26 protein-coding genes and 1 tRNA gene are annotated in these 16,225 nt (G+C 61.3%); 13 read left to right on the top strand and 14 right to left on the bottom strand.

Annotation, left to right across the window (positions count from 1 at the left end):
- Positions 1-355, top strand: a 355-nt coding sequence (locus BN1233_RS18835; protein WP_046865154.1) for a hypothetical protein, incomplete at its 5' end; no start/stop codon positions are given.
- Positions 356-437: 82 nt separating this feature from the next.
- Here the strand turns inward: BN1233_RS18835 and BN1233_RS18840 are convergent.
- The gene (locus BN1233_RS18840) at positions 438-950 is read right to left on the bottom strand and encodes a hypothetical protein (RefSeq protein ID WP_046865155.1); all 513 of its coding nucleotides are present in this window, start codon (positions 948-950) and stop codon (positions 438-440) included.
- Positions 951-1,369: 419 nt separating this feature from the next.
- On the opposite strand from BN1233_RS18840, the gene BN1233_RS18845 reads away from it, so the two are divergent.
- Both BN1233_RS18845 and BN1233_RS18850 read left to right on the top strand, forming a co-directional pair.
- The gene (locus tag BN1233_RS18845; RefSeq protein ID WP_046865156.1) at positions 1,370-1,690 is read left to right on the top strand and encodes a hypothetical protein; all 321 of its coding nucleotides are present in this window, start codon (positions 1,370-1,372) and stop codon (positions 1,688-1,690) included.
- A gap of 39 nt (positions 1,691-1,729) precedes the next feature.
- Positions 1,730-1,990, top strand: a complete 261-nt coding sequence (locus BN1233_RS18850) for a hypothetical protein (RefSeq protein WP_046865157.1) — start codon at positions 1,730-1,732, stop codon at positions 1,988-1,990.
- Positions 1,991-2,228: 238 nt separating this feature from the next.
- Here BN1233_RS18850 and BN1233_RS18855 read toward each other — a convergent pair whose 3' ends face one another.
- The gene (locus BN1233_RS18855; RefSeq protein WP_046865158.1) at positions 2,229-2,633 is read right to left on the bottom strand and encodes a hypothetical protein; all 405 of its coding nucleotides are present in this window, start codon (positions 2,631-2,633) and stop codon (positions 2,229-2,231) included.
- A 344-nt stretch (positions 2,634-2,977) separates the two neighbouring features.
- Positions 2,978-3,151, bottom strand: coding sequence for a hypothetical protein (locus BN1233_RS47090; protein ID WP_154678277.1), 174 nt, complete (start codon positions 3,149-3,151; stop codon positions 2,978-2,980).
- Here BN1233_RS47090 and BN1233_RS18860 point away from each other — a divergent pair.
- The 7 genes from BN1233_RS18860 (at position 3,150) to BN1233_RS18880 (ending at position 6,751) form a co-directional block, all read left to right on the top strand.
- The gene (locus tag BN1233_RS18860) at positions 3,150-4,058 is read left to right on the top strand and encodes a hypothetical protein (RefSeq protein ID WP_046865159.1); all 909 of its coding nucleotides are present in this window, start codon (positions 3,150-3,152) and stop codon (positions 4,056-4,058) included. The genes BN1233_RS47090 and BN1233_RS18860 overlap by 2 nt on opposite strands.
- The gene (locus BN1233_RS18865; RefSeq protein ID WP_048707420.1) at positions 4,048-4,698 is read left to right on the top strand and encodes a hypothetical protein; all 651 of its coding nucleotides are present in this window, start codon (positions 4,048-4,050) and stop codon (positions 4,696-4,698) included. The genes BN1233_RS18860 and BN1233_RS18865 overlap by 11 nt, the downstream gene beginning before the upstream one ends.
- Positions 4,699-4,762: 64 nt before the next feature.
- On the top strand, positions 4,763-4,930 hold the full coding sequence (locus BN1233_RS47095; protein ID WP_154678278.1) for a hypothetical protein: 168 nt from the start codon (positions 4,763-4,765) through the stop codon (positions 4,928-4,930).
- Positions 4,931-5,068: 138 nt separating this feature from the next.
- Complete coding sequence (locus tag BN1233_RS18870) at positions 5,069-5,500, top strand: hypothetical protein (protein WP_187144323.1); 432 nt, start codon at positions 5,069-5,071, stop codon at positions 5,498-5,500.
- Positions 5,501-5,744: 244 nt separating this feature from the next.
- Positions 5,745-5,873 carry a hypothetical protein gene (locus tag BN1233_RS50565; protein ID WP_280139378.1) on the top strand — a complete coding sequence of 43 codons (129 nt, stop codon included), beginning with the start codon at positions 5,745-5,747 and terminating at the stop codon, positions 5,871-5,873.
- 33 nt (positions 5,874-5,906) lie between these two features.
- Positions 5,907-6,488 (top strand): hypothetical protein, encoded by a 582-nt coding sequence (locus BN1233_RS18875; protein ID WP_046865161.1) that lies wholly within the window; start codon positions 5,907-5,909, stop codon positions 6,486-6,488.
- A gap of 38 nt (positions 6,489-6,526) precedes the next feature.
- Complete coding sequence (locus BN1233_RS18880; protein WP_046865162.1) at positions 6,527-6,751, top strand: hypothetical protein; 225 nt, start codon at positions 6,527-6,529, stop codon at positions 6,749-6,751.
- 526 nt (positions 6,752-7,277) lie between these two features.
- On the opposite strand, the gene BN1233_RS43090 is transcribed toward BN1233_RS18880, so the two are convergent.
- The 4 genes from BN1233_RS43090 to BN1233_RS43095 form a co-directional block, all read right to left on the bottom strand.
- Positions 7,278-9,011: a hypothetical protein gene (locus tag BN1233_RS43090; RefSeq protein WP_048707408.1), complete on the bottom strand. Its 1,734-nt coding sequence runs from the start codon at positions 9,009-9,011 to the stop codon at positions 7,278-7,280.
- 37 nt (positions 9,012-9,048) lie between these two features.
- Positions 9,049-9,327 carry an excalibur calcium-binding domain-containing protein gene (locus tag BN1233_RS51135; protein WP_425311725.1) on the bottom strand — a complete coding sequence of 93 codons (279 nt, stop codon included), beginning with the start codon at positions 9,325-9,327 and terminating at the stop codon, positions 9,049-9,051.
- Positions 9,328-9,392: 65 nt separating this feature from the next.
- Positions 9,393-9,602, bottom strand: coding sequence for a hypothetical protein (locus BN1233_RS18900; RefSeq protein WP_046865165.1), 210 nt, complete (start codon positions 9,600-9,602; stop codon positions 9,393-9,395).
- On the bottom strand, positions 9,602-9,892 hold the full coding sequence (locus tag BN1233_RS43095) for a DUF4236 domain-containing protein (RefSeq protein WP_052763853.1): 291 nt from the start codon (positions 9,890-9,892) through the stop codon (positions 9,602-9,604). The genes BN1233_RS18900 and BN1233_RS43095 overlap by 1 nt, the downstream gene beginning before the upstream one ends.
- 401 nt (positions 9,893-10,293) lie before the next feature.
- On the opposite strand from BN1233_RS43095, the gene BN1233_RS18910 reads away from it, so the two are divergent.
- Positions 10,294-11,244, top strand: coding sequence for a hypothetical protein (locus BN1233_RS18910; RefSeq protein ID WP_046865166.1), 951 nt, complete (start codon positions 10,294-10,296; stop codon positions 11,242-11,244).
- Between the two features lies 1 nt (position 11,245).
- Positions 11,246-11,896, top strand: coding sequence for a hypothetical protein (locus BN1233_RS43100; protein WP_048707403.1), 651 nt, complete (start codon positions 11,246-11,248; stop codon positions 11,894-11,896).
- 419 nt (positions 11,897-12,315) lie between these two features.
- Here BN1233_RS43100 and BN1233_RS18920 read toward each other — a convergent pair whose 3' ends face one another.
- Entirely contained in the window at positions 12,316-12,648 is a 333-nt protein-coding gene (locus BN1233_RS18920; protein ID WP_147707385.1) for a hypothetical protein, read from the bottom strand.
- Positions 12,645-13,106, bottom strand: a complete 462-nt coding sequence (locus BN1233_RS18925; protein WP_046865168.1) for a helix-turn-helix domain-containing protein — start codon at positions 13,104-13,106, stop codon at positions 12,645-12,647. Before BN1233_RS18925 ends, BN1233_RS18920 begins: the two co-directional genes overlap by 4 nt.
- A gap of 262 nt (positions 13,107-13,368) precedes the next feature.
- On the opposite strand from BN1233_RS18925, the gene BN1233_RS18930 reads away from it, so the two are divergent.
- Entirely contained in the window at positions 13,369-14,208 is an 840-nt protein-coding gene (locus BN1233_RS18930) for a hypothetical protein (protein WP_046865169.1), read from the top strand.
- A gap of 96 nt (positions 14,209-14,304) precedes the next feature.
- Here BN1233_RS18930 and BN1233_RS18935 read toward each other — a convergent pair whose 3' ends face one another.
- The 5 genes from BN1233_RS18935 to BN1233_RS18950 all read right to left on the bottom strand — a co-directional run bounded on the left by BN1233_RS18935 (position 14,305) and on the right by BN1233_RS18950 (position 16,103).
- Positions 14,305-14,730: a hypothetical protein gene (locus BN1233_RS18935; protein WP_147707386.1), complete on the bottom strand. Its 426-nt coding sequence runs from the start codon at positions 14,728-14,730 to the stop codon at positions 14,305-14,307.
- Between the two features lie 88 nt (positions 14,731-14,818).
- Positions 14,819-14,941 carry a hypothetical protein gene (locus tag BN1233_RS50570; protein ID WP_280139377.1) on the bottom strand — a complete coding sequence of 41 codons (123 nt, stop codon included), beginning with the start codon at positions 14,939-14,941 and terminating at the stop codon, positions 14,819-14,821.
- On the bottom strand, positions 14,938-15,237 hold the full coding sequence (locus BN1233_RS18940) for a hypothetical protein (protein WP_046865171.1): 300 nt from the start codon (positions 15,235-15,237) through the stop codon (positions 14,938-14,940). The genes BN1233_RS50570 and BN1233_RS18940 overlap by 4 nt, the downstream gene beginning before the upstream one ends.
- Before the next feature lie 174 nt (positions 15,238-15,411).
- Complete coding sequence (locus BN1233_RS18945) at positions 15,412-15,555, bottom strand: hypothetical protein (protein ID WP_244470628.1); 144 nt, start codon at positions 15,553-15,555, stop codon at positions 15,412-15,414.
- A gap of 472 nt (positions 15,556-16,027) precedes the next feature.
- Positions 16,028-16,103: transfer RNA gene (locus BN1233_RS18950), tRNA-Lys, on the bottom strand.
- Positions 16,104-16,225: the final 122 nt, after the last annotated feature.

Raw genomic sequence — 16,225 nt, forward strand, 5'->3', positions numbered from 1 at the left:
GGTCACCTTCAATTCCGAGCCGCCCGGAGCCGAGGTTCGGACGTCCATTGGACATGCCTGTCCACAGACGCCATGCACCCTGGAGATTAGCCGCAAGTCCGAGTTCATCGCCGTGTTCAAGAAGGACGGCTTCCAGGACGAGCAAATCCCGGTCCCGACGCGGGTCGCGGGATCCGGAGCGGCCGGGTTCGCGGGCAACATCCTGCTGGGCGGCGTCATCGGCATGGCCGCCGACGCATCGACCGGCGCAACCCTGGAGCACTTTCCTAATCCGGTGCTCGCGGTGATGCGGCCGAGCGAACCCCCGCGCGGGGCCCGTGGACTGGTGAAACGGCGCAGCGCACCCACAAGCTGATCCTGTCTGTTGCTGCGATCTGCCGGTCGGACGTCAGTGAAGCTTTGTGACGCGCAGCAAAGCGGCTCTGGTCACCACGGCTTCAAAATGCGTGGACGCCCAGCATCTTGAACACCTGATACTTGTCCGCATAGGCGATCCCGCCTCGGAAGAGGGGTTTGACCGAGCCGTTGTTCAGGCCCCTCTTCTCATCGCGTGCTCCCAGACTTCGATTGACCGAACTCCACACTGGGTAGAGGCGCACATAGGCGACCTCTTTGCCCGGGAGTGTGGTCCAACTCTGGGGGTAGACGTGATCGATGTCCGACACCTCTCCGAGAGGGGCCCAGTCGTTCGCCTCGCCGATCTTGTGTTCCCGGTTCGCCTCGTCCCAGGCGGCCTTGTAGCCCCCGTAATCCGGCCTCGCCCAGACGCTCATGCGGGCAGACGCCCACCCCGGCTCGCCCGGCTCGATCCCGGCCGGGTCGTTAAAGGAATAGAGAACCAGCACGTTCGCCATGCTGCGCCGGCCAATCGGCACCGGCGCTCCGTTCTTGGACAGCACCTCAAAGCTTTCGGCCGCAATGGCGACATTCCGAGGAAGCCAGATGCTCACGATTTAACCCGCCGCCACATTCCTGACTCGAGCATAATACCGCTCGGCCGAATTGCTGAATGGTGGGGTGGTCGTAGACGCACTGATCCATTGAGCCACATGAGCGGCAAGAGCCTCGCCCAACGGTATTAGCGGAGAGCGATCAAAGGGCGGTCGGCAACAGGTCAGCGAACGAGATTGGGTGATGGAGTCGCCTGCTCGCTCCTGTGGCACCCATGCATGCAGATGCGCAAATGTTCTGACGACCGCCCGGAGGCAGTCAGGCGCGCCAAGCATCCTAAGCCGCACCCCAGCTTTTTGGCCTAAGCTGAGACAGGCCAGCAAGCTGATCAACGGAAAACCATCCAGAGCAATTGCACTCAGACCATCAGTCTCCGAATGTGATGCGCCAGCGCGTGATTGGGCGAGGCTTACAGTATATGCGTTTGACACCAGCCTACTTTCGCGCGGACCTGTGCGACGAGGACATCGAGGACCTGCAGAACGACTTGGCCTCCGCGCGCCTGATCAGACTCCCGAGCGGCTGCGTGTGGGATTTCCTGCTTCGCTTCGCCGACAGTGCCAACCCTGATCTGACGGCCGGCAACACTTTGGACCTTCCGCCCGAACAGGCAGCTTGGTTCGGGCTCCCCCACCGTCGTCATCGGTTCGATGTCGCATCGATGAGCATCTCCTTCGGGACTCCCATCGGGACCGAGTATCGCCTCGTCGAGCAGGCGCGCTCAGGAGACGAGACGTGAGCGCGGATCCTTGCCAGTCCAGAGGACGGAGGGAGCCGCATGTTCGCGGATGAGCAATGGTTCAAGGACAACCCATTGCGTCGATATCGCCTGCGGCCCGCGACTCCGAGCGAGGCTGACGAGTTCTGCGCCGATGACAATTCTGGGATGATGAGACCATCCCTCTGGTTCTGGCGCATCGTGGCGAGAGCCGGTGGCGGCACAACCTTCGGCGGCAACTGGGAGACTCCGAGGCGTCTCAATCATCGCGACGATGCCGCCCTGGCGACAGCCCTTCGGGAGTTCGCGGCCGCTGCATAAAGCGACAGCAAGCCCATGCTTCAGGCAGTCGGCAGAGATGATCCCCTACCGGAGCGCACCGATGCATAGCCGGGGCGTCTCAAGTTCCAGGGGAGACAAGCCCCACCATCGCCGGAATGGAGGCCATAGTGCCTGCCTTGCAGGGATTCGGCTCTCGTGAAAGACACCCCCCAAAGTCAGACTCGCCCCCTCCTGCTCGGAACCAAGCGCTGGATAGGTCGAGACTCCTCGCCCGAAGTTACTCAGCGGGCTGAAGTGATCCAGCCCGCGTCTGGGACGAGACGGGTTTGAACACGAGATACCCGAACAGCCCCATGCCCGTGAGGACGACCAGAGAGCTCATTCCAGCAACTGGATCGGCGGCCGTGTATCCGAGGTGGATTGCTGCGACGGCAATCGTCAAAACGACTGTGCCCGCCGTCCAGACCATGATCTGAACCCTCGCGAGATGGCTCACATCCGTAGCGGGATGCAGCTTGTAGTAAATGCCGAAGAGGAACAGGGAGACCCACCCAAGCAGGTTGAGATGCGCGTGCGCCGGCATCACGGCATGGTTCTGGGTCGCTGCCATGGCGATGCCCATCAGGATGCCTATGACGGCCAAGGAAACCGCGATTCTGAAGCTGAGCGATGATGCTGGCATGGCCCTCTCCCGTCCCGACCAGAAGCAAATGGTTTGGCTGCGCGCGAGCCTAACCCGCAAGGCGGACATGGCTCAATTAGCCAGTTGGGGGATGGGCGGCGGTAGGATGTAACCGGATGATCAATGGTTCAGCGATACCCCGTCGCGCCGCTATCGCCTGCATCCCGCAACCCCGGATGAGGCTGACGAGTTCTCCGCCGAGGACGAAACCGGGATAAGAATGTCTCTCTGGTTCTGGCGCATTGTGGCCAAGGCCGGTAACGGCGTAACCTTTGGCGTCTGTGCTCGTTAAGTGCTTGCAAAAGCGACTAGTCCTAGCGCGGTCTCTGACCAATTTGTCGTCTTCAGCGCGTGCTTCCTCTGTGAATTGAGGTCGATTGGCGACGAGGAATCATGTAGCCCAACAGTTGGCACAGGTCGGCGCCGGAGGTGAGCGAACACGGAATCGCTTCCGGTGAATGGCCCGTGCTGGATGCAACGCCAATCTCATCGTGCGCCCGCACGAGATAGTCCGTCATGATTGATCCTTCGCTTCGAGCGGTTCTGCGCAGCCGCTACACAATCCTGCGCTTTTTCGCACTTTTCGGCATCCTGCTCGGCGTACTCCTGCTCCTGCTGCTCGTGATCACGACCTATGTGCCGGCCGGATCAACCTTGCGCGAATCCGCGGCAAACTTCCTCGGAAACTTTGCCGCGACGGTCGCCGTGTTCATCGTCACCTATCTCTTCTATGTCCTCATCACGCCTCCAGGGTTGCGCGACGCCGAAGTCGTACCCCTTCGCGATGTCGAGATCGGTGACGGCATTATCAACCTTCCCGCTAACGCGTCCGACTATTGGTTCTGGGGTCGGAGCGGTTCCTATTTCCGCTCTGTCGTGCTCCCCCGTCTCGACAATCTCGCCCGGCGGGAGCGTCGCCACGTCCGAATCCGTCTTGTCATGCCTGATCCGGACCAGGGCACCAATAGCATCCTCTACAAACGCCTGAAACAGGGACTTGGAGAGGCTGCAGACGACAATACCCTCCCCGCGAACGTGCTTGCCACGATCTCGGCGGTCGTCTTGGCCTGTTCGCGGAACCCTTATCTCAAGGCTGAGATCGGTCTTTGCCCCTCGGTCCCGGTCTTGCGCTACGACCTGTCGAATTCCGGCGCCCTGATCACACGCGATGCCAAGAAATTACCCGCAATCCTCACGAACTCCGGCAATCCGTACTTTGAGATGTTCAGGGACGCCGTCGAGAACGAACTCGCACAGAGCCGGAAAGTAACTTGGGACTTGGTGCCTGCAGGCCCGTCCGAAGTAACTGACGCGCTTGATGACAAGGTGCTGACCATGATCAAGGGCCTGCCGTCTCACGACGCCACTATTGTGGATGCGGCCCGGCATCTGCTGGGTTCAAAGGCAAATCGATATGGCAAATAACATTGTCTCTCTTCTGCGGGGTGCTCCAGCAGTGCGCCAACTTACCGAGTACGACCATCTTCAGGCCGTGTCATTCTTTCGGTCTCGGATGGGGTCCCTACTGAACACCGAAGTTCGGCGCCACCCGCTGGGCTTCCTCTATGCATCCGAGGTCGTGTCCAACGGCATGAGCCTGCGCTATCACCTGTGGCCAGAGGGATGGCATGTTCCAGCGACACAAACTGCGAGCGAAATCCATGATCACGTTTACGAGCTGAACTCACTCGTTCTGCGCGGAGCATTACGTCATGAGACGTTCGAAGCGGTCGCAGCCCAGGATGGTGACCACGAGCTTCTGGAGGTGGCCTATTCTGCCGAGGAGTCCTCAGTGCTTAGGACAGGCGCTCGGGTCGTCCTTCGCCCGCTTGCAGATGAAATCCACGGTGTCGGCACCGCGTATCGGCTTCCTCCCGGCGTTATCCATCGGGCAAGCGCGCTAGCGGCACCGGCCGCGACTCTTGTCCTTACTGTTGCCCAACCGGCAGCGCCCGCGCCGCGCGTATTCATTCCGGTTGGCCATGAGGCTCCCCAGCCGTTCGCGCGTCGCCAGCTCACCGACGGGGAGACCGCCGAGGCACGAAGGCTCCTGGAGAACCTTTAGATCTGTGAGGCTGACCTGCTAGGGAGCCCTTTTCTATCCCTCGAAAACAGGCAACTTGATTGACATGGCAGTAAGCGTGCTTCCTGAACTCAGCCCGGTCGCGGGCCCGACGAAGCTGTGGCGCTATTTCGACCTTCTGAAGTTCCAATCACTGGTCGAGCGCCAAGCCCTTTATTTTGCAAGTGCCCGCGAGTTTGAGGACAAGTTCGAAGGGTCGATCCCGCGCCCATGAGTCGCCCGCCTGCGGGAGAACATCCTAGAGCCGATGATAGCGCACAGTTCGAAGGCTTTTGAGGAACTACGGCGCCTGACGAAGATCAGCTGCTGGCACATGAACGAAGGCGAATCCGCGGCCATGTGGAGCCAGTACGTGCGTGAGAAGCGGGGGATTGCGATCCGATCGACTGTCGACCTGCTGCTGTCGGCCCTTCGACCATACAGGATCGAACCCCATTACGCGGAGGAGCGCGTCTGGGTAGGGCCGGTGCGCTACATCGACTATCGCACCGATCACATGCAGGGCAGTCTCGGGCTTGGGCGCTTCTTTCATAAACACCGAAGCTTCGCCTACGAGCAGGAGTTCCGCTCGGTGCTCCAACTCGATCTAGCCGAAGAATTCGGCGTCCGTGTGCCAGAGAGGGGCGTCTTCGTTCCTGTTGACATGCCCTGCCTCTGCGAGGCGATCCATCTTGCCCCCGAAACCGATGAGGAGTTCCGGCATACTGTCGAGGGATTGATCGCTCACGCGGGGCTTTCTGTCCCCGTTTTCCAGTCCGAGATGGATGACGACGCCCTCTACTGACGCACCGTCGCTGCTCTGCTACAGCCCGATCGGGTTTTCGAATGGCCGTCCATGGTCAGCGGTCTTATCGCGCACGCGAATGATCGTGTGCTGGCGCGACAGCTCGGGTTCGCCGCAGAGGCGAAGGTCTACGTGGGCGCGGACCGACTCCACATACCAATCCGTGGGCGAGGATTTTCCCGGTCGGCGGAACTATTGAAGCGTGGCCGTATTGTTGTTGCCGCCGGACTCTCGGAGCTGTCCCATGCGCTTCCCCGTCCGCCTCGCGATCTTTCTGACCTGGGTCTTCCTGATCCTAGACAGGGCGCCCATCATCCAGCAGCTCCTCCCAAACGTATTTGACACCGGACGGCGGGCGCAGCCAGTTGTCTGATCGGTCGATCAGTCGATCGGGCTGTCCGAGCACGTGCAGAATACGAAGGCCGAGACATTGCGGCATTCCCGTGCAGAACTCGATAAGCTCCATGCCGAGATCATGGACCGCCTCGATCACGACTTCCTGGATTGGTATTTCGGCTGGCTGACCCAGAAGAGTCTCGGCTTCAATTCTCTACTCGACGACGCGAAGAGCTTCCTGGGAGGGGTCGACGCTGACGAGAAGCTCCAACGGCGTGTTGCGCGAGAGTTTGGCGTGCGGGTTATCCTGACTCCCGTGGTCGAGGAGCGCATCGAGAGGATTGCGCACGAGTCCGCGACGCGCTTCGTCGCCTCGCTCACCGACAAACTTCAAAATGTTCTGCAGCAGCATGAGATTCCGCCCTTGCAATGGGAGGAATACGTCGACCGCGCCACTGTTATGGTCAGTGACACGGAAGGCGCGAGCAGCGTGCCGATGACTTTGAGGGCGCTTCTGACTGGCACAACGACAACTGGCGTGAGCGTCGCGGCCGCGTCGCCCTTCGTGTCCACACAATTCGGGAAAATTTCTGCTATCGGGTCACCCGATCATCCATGGCACTTGTCGGTTCCGCTGCCCAGAGAGCTGTGACGGCGATGGCAACGAGAGGCGCAGCACGCAGCAGTGTAGTGGCGATCCCCCTGGGCACCGCGATGAGCGTGGTCGCGTTCCTGGCGGTGGTCGTTTGGAAAGTGTGGGACCACCTCAGCACCGCCGCCGAATATAAGCCGCTCCTGCGAGACAACATTGACCAGTTCCTGGCTCTCTATAAGGGCGGCCTTCTGGAATCGGATGGCGTCATCAGAGGGCTCTTTAACGATCTCCAACTGAAGATCTCGACCGCGAAAAATTGAGGGCGAAGGGGCAGCCTGGGTTTGACCGGCGGAGAAGATCCTGAAGACCTTCAACGCTCTCGCCGGCTTGTGCAGCGGAGTGAATGGCGTTCGCGGTTTCTCCAATCCTTGCCGGCAGCAGGCGTGTCTTGCTACGGCCGGGGAGCTGATCACGCGGGGAAAAGAATATGCGCGTGACCTCGTGGCCAGCGCCGGAGGATTACAACGCCGTGTAGGGTGGACCATGCGCCGCAATCCCCGCCGGGCCTATAATGAGCACGGCCACGAGATCCCGCCCTTGATGCTCACCGGCATGCGCGCGCACAGCGTCCGCTCTATCGATGCGTTCTGCGAGGCGATCGGTTGCGGCCATTCAGCGACGCTCAACGTCGACGGCCTGCCTGATGTCCTCCCAGTTTCCGATTTCGATGTCAGGCTGCAGTGCTCGAAGTGCGGGAGTCGGTCCGTTCACACACGCCCGAGTTGGACCGAGATGCAGGCGGCCAGCATGGGGCGAGGCCGATGACGTCTGGCAAAGCAGCGCCGTTCAGTACTTGCAGAAAGATTTCCCGCTCCCGGTCATGTAAAGCAGCCGAGCGTGCTTCTGGCCCTGACAACCGTAATCCGCCCAAGCCTTGTTGCAGTCCGCTTCGCTTCCTTTGAAGTCCATGAGGGCCCTCATGCAAACGCCGAATACCTCGGTGCCGCGCTCGCCACGAACTTTGTAGCCGAATTTTTGCTCAACCTTCTGCTCGGTATCGAGCCTCATACTTAGCTCAGGACAGGCGCTACCTGCTTGATCGGCAGTGCAGAAGTCGTGCGTGATAGTTCTCCACTCCTTCGGCAGACCTTGGGTACTATCGCCAGGAATTACGAGTGGAAATTCATAATCGACGACATTTCCCGAGCCGATGCCGCTCTCTCTTACATGCGGCCCTTTGAGGTTTTGGCCCTTGTCGCCGATGACCGCCTGAACGGAAGCCGGCTGGTTACGTGGGATCGACATCGAAACGCTGACCTCGTATTCGCCAGGATGGAGGGGGCCTTGTCGCGAGCCGAACGGTCCTGCTTTGAATGCCCCTCCTATGACAGGCACCTTGTGTTGCGCCATGAAGTGAGCACTTGGCCTCCACACGCTGACCAGCAATTCTGCACCATCGGGCAGGTTCGTCTGTCCGGTTATGATAGGCCTCGCTGTGCCGTCAGTGGCCGCGGAGATCCTGACTTCGATCATCGGTCCAGAGCTGCGTTCCACCTCATCCTGGGTTACCGCACCCCGAACTCCGCAGGTCTTTCGGATTTCGTCGAAGTGGTCACCAAGGCTCGCGAGTGCCCAAGTGATGCGGGAGTGAGCGATGAACCCTGCTGGCCCCGTGAACGTGACCCGCTGCCCTTTCAGCAGTGCTCGTGCAAGCCGGTCGTCCTGTAAGACCCGATCCTGGTCCGTCTCGCGCTGGAGCAACCATTGCCCGTTCAGTCCCACCCAAGCCAGTTCGACTTTCACCGGCTCGGTGCCGTCTATTTGGAAGGTGCCGAAGACTCCTCGCAGGGGCGGAGCCGTCTGCGGCGCTCGAATGAGGTCCAGCTGTAATCCTAACGGCTCGCCGGGCTTGCACGCAAAGGTTAGTTCGGGGCGCTTCCCGTCAATCACCTCGTTGGCTTCGACCGTGCCGAAGAAGCCTGTGCCCAGGCCGCCGGCCTCGATCTTCAACGAGGGTGGATCCGGTTCAGGCGGAGCGACCCGCACAGGAGCGGCGATGCGGATGGGTCTACTCCCGGTGTCGCAAAGCTCGAGACCTCGTCGAATGACAGCGGAGATATCGTAGTGCGCCTGGATTGTCTGGATGCGCGGCTCAGGGGCGAAGTTTCTTGCCGTCCCGTTCACCGCGTATCGACGACCATCGGGGGTTGTAACGAAGACGCGGCTCAACTCGCAACTGAGGGTGATCTCGTCCGTCTTGAACGGCCAAGGGTCGAAGGTATCGGCCTTTACCTTTACCTCCTCCTCTGCCTTCACACGCGCGGCTCCCTGAGCTGCGGATAGATGGGGCGGAGCAGGCTGAGCTGCGGCTACACCGGATTCTCTCGCTTTTTGGGCGTCGTAGCCGGTGCCAGCCATAAACACACCGGCAATCAAAGTAATGGGACTAAAAAATATCATCTTCGCGCCGAGTGATCGCTTCGACTTGAAGAACAACAGCACAACGCCCGTTGGCAGGGCGAGCAGCCCACCAATTGCGATCAAAGCACCGATAATGATTTGTATGGTTGCCTCTTGCATGAGCCCCCTCCCCTCGGTTTGAGCATACGCGCTGGGCCTACCAGAACCGGCGACCGCCGAACCACGGCTCGTAGGCGATGCCATCGCCATCAGCATCGAGATGCGAACCATAGCCGGGCTGCCCGCGCCGCAGCGCAATTGCGGAAGGAACCGCCGCTCGGCCAGACTTTGACCTCAGAGGTTGCGCTGGGCGCAAGCCCGGCAACGTCTCAGACGACAGGTAGGCCATATTGCCGCCCCTCCCGTCGCTGCGGCGAGCGCCGGCAAGCCGAACTGCCGCAGGTATTTTGCAGCATGTAGACCGGCGGCGACGCATCAGTGCCCGATGCAGGCGGGCGGGATCGTCGGGGGAACGATCACCCCAAGGGCCGGGACTCGGTATCACCCGAACAGCCACAAGGCGAAAACCACGAAGATGACGAACCCACCAAGGCTGGGGGCGCTCGAGACAGGCCAGTCGCTCGGGATCGTCCAAGCGCCAAAAGGCCAGGCGAAAAAGAACCCCAGAACGGCCAAGCTGATGAGGCCGGAGACAATCCCGCCGCTGCGTTTGGGCTGCTTCGCGTGAGCGCGGTTATCACGCCCCGGCATTACCCGAGCAGCCAGACGAGAAAGATCGCCAGAATGACAAGGCCGAGGATCGTCGAGCCGATCCCCCCGCCTCTGCTGCGCCCACTCTTATGGTGCGCCGTGTAGGACAGCCCTGTGCCCGGGGCGCTAATCGTGGTCCTGCGGCCGCTCGGGCCGATGGAATGCGTGAACCCCTTGCCGCCGAGACTGAGCCCGACTCCGCGCTTCGACAGATTCAACCGTGCCCCTGACCCGAGCCGGATCGACTTGCGAAACCTAAGTCCCATGATGTTGCCCCCTTGGGCTACCATGACTCCGCTCACGCTCCCTGTCATCTCGGCCGTTTGGCGCCCCTGAGCGAAGGAAAGCGCGACGAGTGATATGAAGCTGGTCCTGATAACAGGTAATCTTCAAAACGGTCCGCCGGACATAGAAAGGCGGACGTTCCCCGAGTCTCTTCTATGACCGAAGTTGAGCCGAAGCTGCCCTTCGATTCAGGCGCCGCAAATGACCGCAACGGGCAGATAACGGTCATTTTGGCGGCCACCGTTTCTCTGGCGAACACACCAACTCTTGCCGCGCTCCAGTCGCCTATGTCGGCAGGGAGCACGGCGCAACTGTCGTCTCATCAACAGGAAAAACCGCCATCGACTCGACTCTACCATAGGGTTTCGATTTGAATGCGCCAAGATTTCGCGGGAGAGGTTATGCAGTGTTCTTAGAAAAGCACTCTCGGTTCTTTCGGCGCTTCGAGTTCTCCTTTGCGCCGCGACATACCGGAGCTCCCCACCTGCCGATCTTTTCCGAAGCCAATCAATTCAGTATCTTCGATGCTCTAAGCTCCCGTGTAGATGAGGAGAAAGCACTAGAAGTTCAGCCGAACGGCGACATTGTCGAGCTGATGGAAGTGGCATACGACGCCAAGAGCAAAGCGCTGAAAATGCTATTTCATCGCGCCTCGCCATCTGCTGCCGAGCCAACCTACCGCAAGAAGGCTAGGCAGAAGGCTGGGAAGAAGGTGACAATTCGTAAAGCTGAGAAGCACGAGGGCGAAGAACAATCCGTTTCGGCGCATCTGATCGTGTTGGATGATCCAATACGGCAGGGAACCTACCGGGCCGCGCTCGAGGAAATCCCCGGCATCAGCATGGCTGTGGTCAGGCGGGTAATCGGTCAAGCTCTGCACGCCTACGAGTACGATTTCGAGCGGAAGAAGAAACAGATCAACACCTACAGCACCTTTAAGCCGGTAGGCGTCCCTTCGGAAACGCTCACTGGCGCACTCAAAGGTGGAACTCTCAGCTACATTACGTTAGTCCGGCCGGCAAAAGCGGATTTTGTTGATGCCGATGGCCTGTTTCGTCCCCAAACCGAAACGATGAGGATCCGGGTCGAGGGGCAGGTAATCAACGGCAATTGGCGTGATCATCTTCCCGCAATGATCAGGAGGGCGAAATCGGCCGGATGGACCGACTTCAGCGTCGACCTAGAACTCGATGACCAGCGCCGCCGAACGGTCAAACTCGACAAGCAAGATGAGGCAAAGGAGGTGCTCTTCGTCCGGTCGGACGAACTGAATTTTCAGACAGAGCTCGACGCGTGTTCCGTCGATATCGTTGATGAAGTGGTAACAAAAGTGTTGAGTCTGATCCGGCAGGGGTAGAGTGGAAGTGCGCGGCAGCGTCCTAACATATCCGCTAAGCTATCTATCCCTCAAAGATGAGGGTGGACGTCGGCTGTTCAGGCGAAATTCGGTCGCGGTCTTGGTTGTTGTCGCCGTGATGAGCGCGCCGTTTATTTTGTTCGACGCGAACTACTTTGGCGATAAGGGATTCTTGGACAGGTTTGGTAGTTTTGCGGCTGTCCTCACCGGCTTCTACATAGCCGCTCTAGTGGGTGTCGCAAGCTTTGCCTCGTCAGTCGGCGATCTCGACGGCGAGATTGAGGTGGGAAGGATCAGCCGGCCTGTCCCAAACCCTGCCGAGGGAGAAGACCTGGAGGAATACCTCACGCGACGCCAGTACGTTTGTTCGATGTTCGGCTATCTGGCGTTTGTATCCCTAGTGCTTTCAGTCGGCGCGATAATGTTAATTGTCGCGGCCGCCCCGGCGCGAAGTGCCGTCAATGCAATATCTGGCTGGTCCGGCGCTCAAACTGCTCAAGGCGCAAAGGACGTCCTTCGGGCCATCGTGATAGTTGGCTTCAACCTCGTGCTGGCGCACCTGCTGGTCACAACCTGCCACGGCTTGTACTATCTTATCGATCGTCTCTATGCGAAAAAGCCGACGCTTCTACCGAAGATACGTCGGACCTAGTGCTCCGTTCAAACAAGGGGCTATTCGTCCAGGGCTCCGAATCCAGGTTAACGGGTTCGGGCGGCGAGGACGGTTTGCAGGTAGGAGGGATCCCATCCGGCGAGCTTGCGCCGCAGTTTGAGGCTCGTGCGCGGCGGCGCGGGCGGCGACTTAAGCCTGTCTCCTCTCCCTCATTTCCAACTCGCAAACTTTCGGGTCGCCAAAGATTCGAAAAGCTACCGCCTCCTCGGAGCCGATACCCCAACTTGGTGTTTCGCAACAGTTCATCACGATCCGGGATCCGCTCGTGGCGTGCGGATTCGGATATATCCGTCGCAAACCACGCCTTGGATCGGACATATCCGAAATCGAAAGCACGATACTGAGCGCCTCGGCGCTTGGTCACCTCAAGCTCGTGCTCCGCAGTGGATGGGCCCTGCCTAGAAGAGCGCGATCTCGAGTGCTCCTGGCGGCGCCTGTTCGTCGATGACCGTGCGCTGGGTCCCTGGCGCGATGTCGGCGATGAAGGCATCGGCGGCCTCCCGGGACGGGAACGCCGCATACTCAACACAGTCCCTTGCCCAGTCCAGAATCTTGGCAACGATCTCGCCGCCATGGGTCTTGGTGGCTTGCGACAAGATCACGTCGTGTCCCGCCGCGTGGACGCCGATGGTGGCGAGCTTGTGTGAGCGGCGACGTAGCAAGAGTGCCTCTGAACCGCCGACAGAGCGACCGCCATGGCTGCGGATCAGGGTTTCAATCTCAGACATCATCGCCCCTCCACGCGGCAGCAGTGATCCCCGATCGGATGGGCGTAACCCAAGGGATGATCACTGAACTTGCGGGCCCGGCAGTCGCCATCCACAATTCTGTGCATCATATGGTCGCCTGTGCGGTGCCACATGCGGGTTGAGCGGCAAGCCCGCCGCTCAGGAAGCCCGGACGGCGCCACCCCCCGCCCCTCCAGCATCACCTCGAGGCTCGTCCAATCAATGTCGAGACCGACGGCGCGGATCGTGGCGATGGCTTGCTCCAGGTTCTCCATCGCCTTCTTGCGCCACGCGGCGCGCATCACTTTCAGGACATCCTCCGGTGGGATGCGCGCATGCTTTCCTGCGCTGCGATACTGGTGAACCACTGACACGCTCCTGCCAATGAGATCGGCGACTTCCCTTGCCGACAGCCCCAGGTTGCGCTGGAGCTCTCGGAATTCCGTCTGCCTCCCGCCCATGTGCTCCTCCCTTCGTCGCCATTGAGCCCCGCAGAAATAGGGTGTTGCGCGAGTTCGTCGGCCGCAAGCGCGCAACGGCATCAGCCGAGCCCCAGCAATGCAAAATCAGTTGACTGAAGAAGTTCGGACAAGGGCGAAGTGGTTGCCGGAAGCTGTCCGAAAAATCCAAGGAGTTCTCTTCGTCGGCGGAGTTTGCGTCATGCGATTACGCAACCAATCCTTTTTGTGTCGCCATCAGTGGCCGACTTGCAAGGAGGGGATCATGGGCCTCATTCAAGCGCTCGCACGTGCCGTCACGGCTGCACTGCGTGCACTCGCCTCGTTCAGCATCCGGTTCTGCCAGCAGAGCGGGCGCTGGATCGTCGAGCGGGTCACGCAGCCTGCATGGGAGTATTTCGGCGAGGCGACCACCGCCGCCACGAAGGCCGTCGTCGGCCTCGTGCCCGACACCATCCGCGGTGTCGCCAAGCTGCCGGGAGCCACACTGCGCGGCACCGCCGCAGTCGTCGAGGGCGGCGGTAAGCTGGCCGGGGCGACCCTCGGCGCTGCTGCTGCCGTCCCCGGGGCCGTGGCCCGCGGCCTCGCCGGGGGTGGAGGCATGGCCGCTCCCCCGGCCCCGCAGGCCCAGCCGGACCCTGGCATGGCGGATGTCCGCGACGCGCTCACCGACCTCGCCCTCCAGCGGGAGATGCTGAGGCATGCCCACAAGGTCGCCACGCCGCGGGGCGCCGCTCCCGAGTCCGACGGCAGCCTCGAGGCCCGGTTCGTGCACCGCTACGCAATGGCGACGCGGGACGAGCGGGACGAGATGGACATCGAGCAGCTCCCGGCGCATCTCCAGTCCTGGCTCCTCAGCCTCGACGAGCGCCAGCTCCTGAAGCTCGCGACGAGCGGCGTCCAGGTCTGCGAGAGGGCCATCGCCGGAAAGCGGACCGGGATCGTCGGCCTGCCGATCCCCGACGAGACGGACTTCGGGCCGCTGCCGCCGCGCGACGCGACGGCAGGCATGAGCATCGGGGCGGTCCTCCGCGACCGCGACGCCCTCGGCTCCCGCATCGCCGCCGCGAAGGGGCACCGCACCGAGCGCAAGCCGCTCCACTGAGATGTGAGCGATCGCCTCCACTCCGTGCGAGATGGAGTCAATCGCTGACGCGCAGCCTGGTTGTGATCTGCCCCACCTGGAGGGGAGTGGGGCAGATCACAACCAGGGAACGAAGGCGGCCGCCAACCTGATATCAGTGATCGTCCCCAGCCGGACGGGAGTGGGGACGATCACTGACGGAGCACGAAGAAGGCCCTGGGAGGCCGGAGCCTTCTTCCTGTCAGGGCGCAGCCTGCCGACTGTCCAATAAAACACCCACTTCGGCGTTTTGGGTGTTTTATTGGACGGAGCGCCATCAGGGTCCACGCGGTGAGCGGTTGTAGAGATCGAAGGCATCGCCCGCCGCACGATCATCTCGCAATCGGTCTTCGTATTGCCGGACAGCGCGGTGGCGCTGATCTCGCGGAGGTCCGGAGGCATGAAGGGCCATTCCTCGAGAAGGAGCGCACCCACCGCCCGTCGGGCCTCCTCAGGGGTGCGGGCATCGTCCAGCACTTGGATCAGGTCGTATCGTCTCGTCATCCGTGCGATCTCCTCGCACTTGTCACCGCGGCGCGAACCCGGCATCCGCCAAGGCAGGTCGAATCGCGATCACGGCCTCGACCATCGCCTACTCCTCGGCCTCGTCGGCGGACAGGCGCTGCGCGTCGTCCCTGCCGAATCGCTTGACCATCTCGGCGAGGGCGTCGGCTTGCTCCTCGGACAGAACCAGCGGGACGCTGATGTCGCTCACTGGCGCCGGCGCAGCGCCTCGAGGGCGCGATTGCGCTGCGCGAGGACCCGGCGCAGGTGGGCGACCTCCTCGAGCAGTTCGGCGTTCTCGGCGGTGAGGTCGGCGACCTCGCGGATCGCCATCGCGGCGACCGAGGCCATCTCGGAGGCGTTGCCCCGGGCGGCGGCGAGTTCGTGAGCCCAAGCATCGAGAGCCTGCTGATCCCGGCGGTTCGCGGCGACCTGCCCGGCCCGGCGCAGCATGTCGACCATGCCGTATGCGATGCCGAAAGCGGCTGTCTCTGGATGGATGGCCATGTGTGCCTCCCCTCATGTTCCGGCCCGAAAGATGAGCCCCGGGAGCCGCACCGTCAAGCTTCGTGGCGGTGGGATGCCTGGGAATTGGTGAACGACATCAAGGAGATCCGAGGGGCCGGATACCGGAAAGCCCCGATCGGTGCCGGGGCTTCGATGTGTCGGTCGGCGCCGACATCAGATGGGCTCTATTGCCGCCTCGTTCCGCCAGCACTCAGTGAGCCGTCCGTCCGCATCCGTGTAGCGGATAGGGTAGCAGTTGTCCGCCTCGGTCATCTCCGCGAGATTGATGACGTCGCCGCTCTCGCCCGAAACCAGCATGACGCCCTCCTCCAGCTCGGACCTGAACTTCTTCATATGACCCCGGTGGCCAGCCGATCTGGCCCACCCATAGTCGTCCGCCGGCGGGCAGCCATGAAAGAGCCGGCGCGCCTCACGGCGGCTGTGCCGACCGGACGGGAGACCCGGACGGCTTGTGCGCTGACCTCCGACATCGCGCCGCCGACGGGCAGGCTGGAATCGGTCCGAGATGGAACGGCCTGCCGTCACCCTAACTCCGGCAGTGGAGAAAGTAGCTGTCTGCGTACAGATAAAGGGATTCCGGAATGGTGTCTGGACGGACCAGGATGGCCTTCCGGAAACTCTGTGCTCCCCGAGCCTCTATCAGCCACTGCGAGGCGGAGTGCCTCCCCACCTCAGTTGGTCAACTTTCTTGGTTGTGACCTGGTTGTGACCTGAAAGCTACTTCCTCTAACTACTGGTCACCAAATCTCGTTGGAAAATCTTGAGAATTTGGTGAGCGCGCTGGGACTCGAACCCAGGACCCTCTGATTAAAAGTCAGATGCTCTACCGGCTGAGCTACGCGCTCGAAGGGTCGGCGGGACATAGGCCCTTGCGGCAAACGGGTCAACCGGGCCAACACGATGAACGTTGCCGGGCCGTGCTGCAGCCCCTAACCTGCAGCACCCATTCCTCCAAACTTTGAATGTC

Origin of the sequence: Microvirga massiliensis, assembly GCF_001006805.1 — a bacterium.
Taxonomy (GTDB): domain Bacteria; phylum Pseudomonadota; class Alphaproteobacteria; order Rhizobiales; family Beijerinckiaceae; genus Microvirga; species Microvirga massiliensis.

Coding starts and splice junctions, on each gene's coding strand:
- BN1233_RS18845 (WP_046865156.1), top strand. CDS start 1,370: ATGCGTTTGACACCAGCCTACTTTCGCGCGGACCTGTGCGACGAGGAC.
- BN1233_RS18850 (WP_046865157.1), top strand. CDS start 1,730: ATGTTCGCGGATGAGCAATGGTTCAAGGACAACCCATTGCGTCGATAT.
- BN1233_RS18855 (WP_046865158.1), bottom strand. CDS start 2,633: ATGCCAGCATCATCGCTCAGCTTCAGAATCGCGGTTTCCTTGGCCGTC.
- BN1233_RS18860 (WP_046865159.1), top strand. CDS start 3,150: ATGATTGATCCTTCGCTTCGAGCGGTTCTGCGCAGCCGCTACACAATC.
- BN1233_RS47090 (WP_154678277.1), bottom strand. CDS start 3,151: ATGACGGACTATCTCGTGCGGGCGCACGATGAGATTGGCGTTGCATCC.
- BN1233_RS18865 (WP_048707420.1), top strand. CDS start 4,048: ATGGCAAATAACATTGTCTCTCTTCTGCGGGGTGCTCCAGCAGTGCGC.
- BN1233_RS47095 (WP_154678278.1), top strand. CDS start 4,763: ATGGCAGTAAGCGTGCTTCCTGAACTCAGCCCGGTCGCGGGCCCGACG.
- BN1233_RS50565 (WP_280139378.1), top strand. CDS start 5,745: ATGCGCTTCCCCGTCCGCCTCGCGATCTTTCTGACCTGGGTCTTCCTG.
- BN1233_RS43090 (WP_048707408.1), bottom strand. CDS start 9,011: ATGCAAGAGGCAACCATACAAATCATTATCGGTGCTTTGATCGCAATT.
- BN1233_RS51135 (WP_425311725.1), bottom strand. CDS start 9,327: ATGCGTCGCCGCCGGTCTACATGCTGCAAAATACCTGCGGCAGTTCGG.
- BN1233_RS18900 (WP_046865165.1), bottom strand. CDS start 9,602: ATGCCGGGGCGTGATAACCGCGCTCACGCGAAGCAGCCCAAACGCAGC.
- BN1233_RS43095 (WP_052763853.1), bottom strand. CDS start 9,892: ATGGTAGCCCAAGGGGGCAACATCATGGGACTTAGGTTTCGCAAGTCG.
- BN1233_RS18920 (WP_147707385.1), bottom strand. CDS start 12,648: ATGATGTCTGAGATTGAAACCCTGATCCGCAGCCATGGCGGTCGCTCT.
- BN1233_RS18925 (WP_046865168.1), bottom strand. CDS start 13,106: ATGGGCGGGAGGCAGACGGAATTCCGAGAGCTCCAGCGCAACCTGGGG.
- BN1233_RS18930 (WP_046865169.1), top strand. CDS start 13,369: ATGGGCCTCATTCAAGCGCTCGCACGTGCCGTCACGGCTGCACTGCGT.
- BN1233_RS18935 (WP_147707386.1), bottom strand. CDS start 14,730: ATGACGAGACGATACGACCTGATCCAAGTGCTGGACGATGCCCGCACC.
- BN1233_RS18940 (WP_046865171.1), bottom strand. CDS start 15,237: ATGGCCATCCATCCAGAGACAGCCGCTTTCGGCATCGCATACGGCATG.
- BN1233_RS18945 (WP_244470628.1), bottom strand. CDS start 15,555: ATGCTGGTTTCGGGCGAGAGCGGCGACGTCATCAATCTCGCGGAGATG.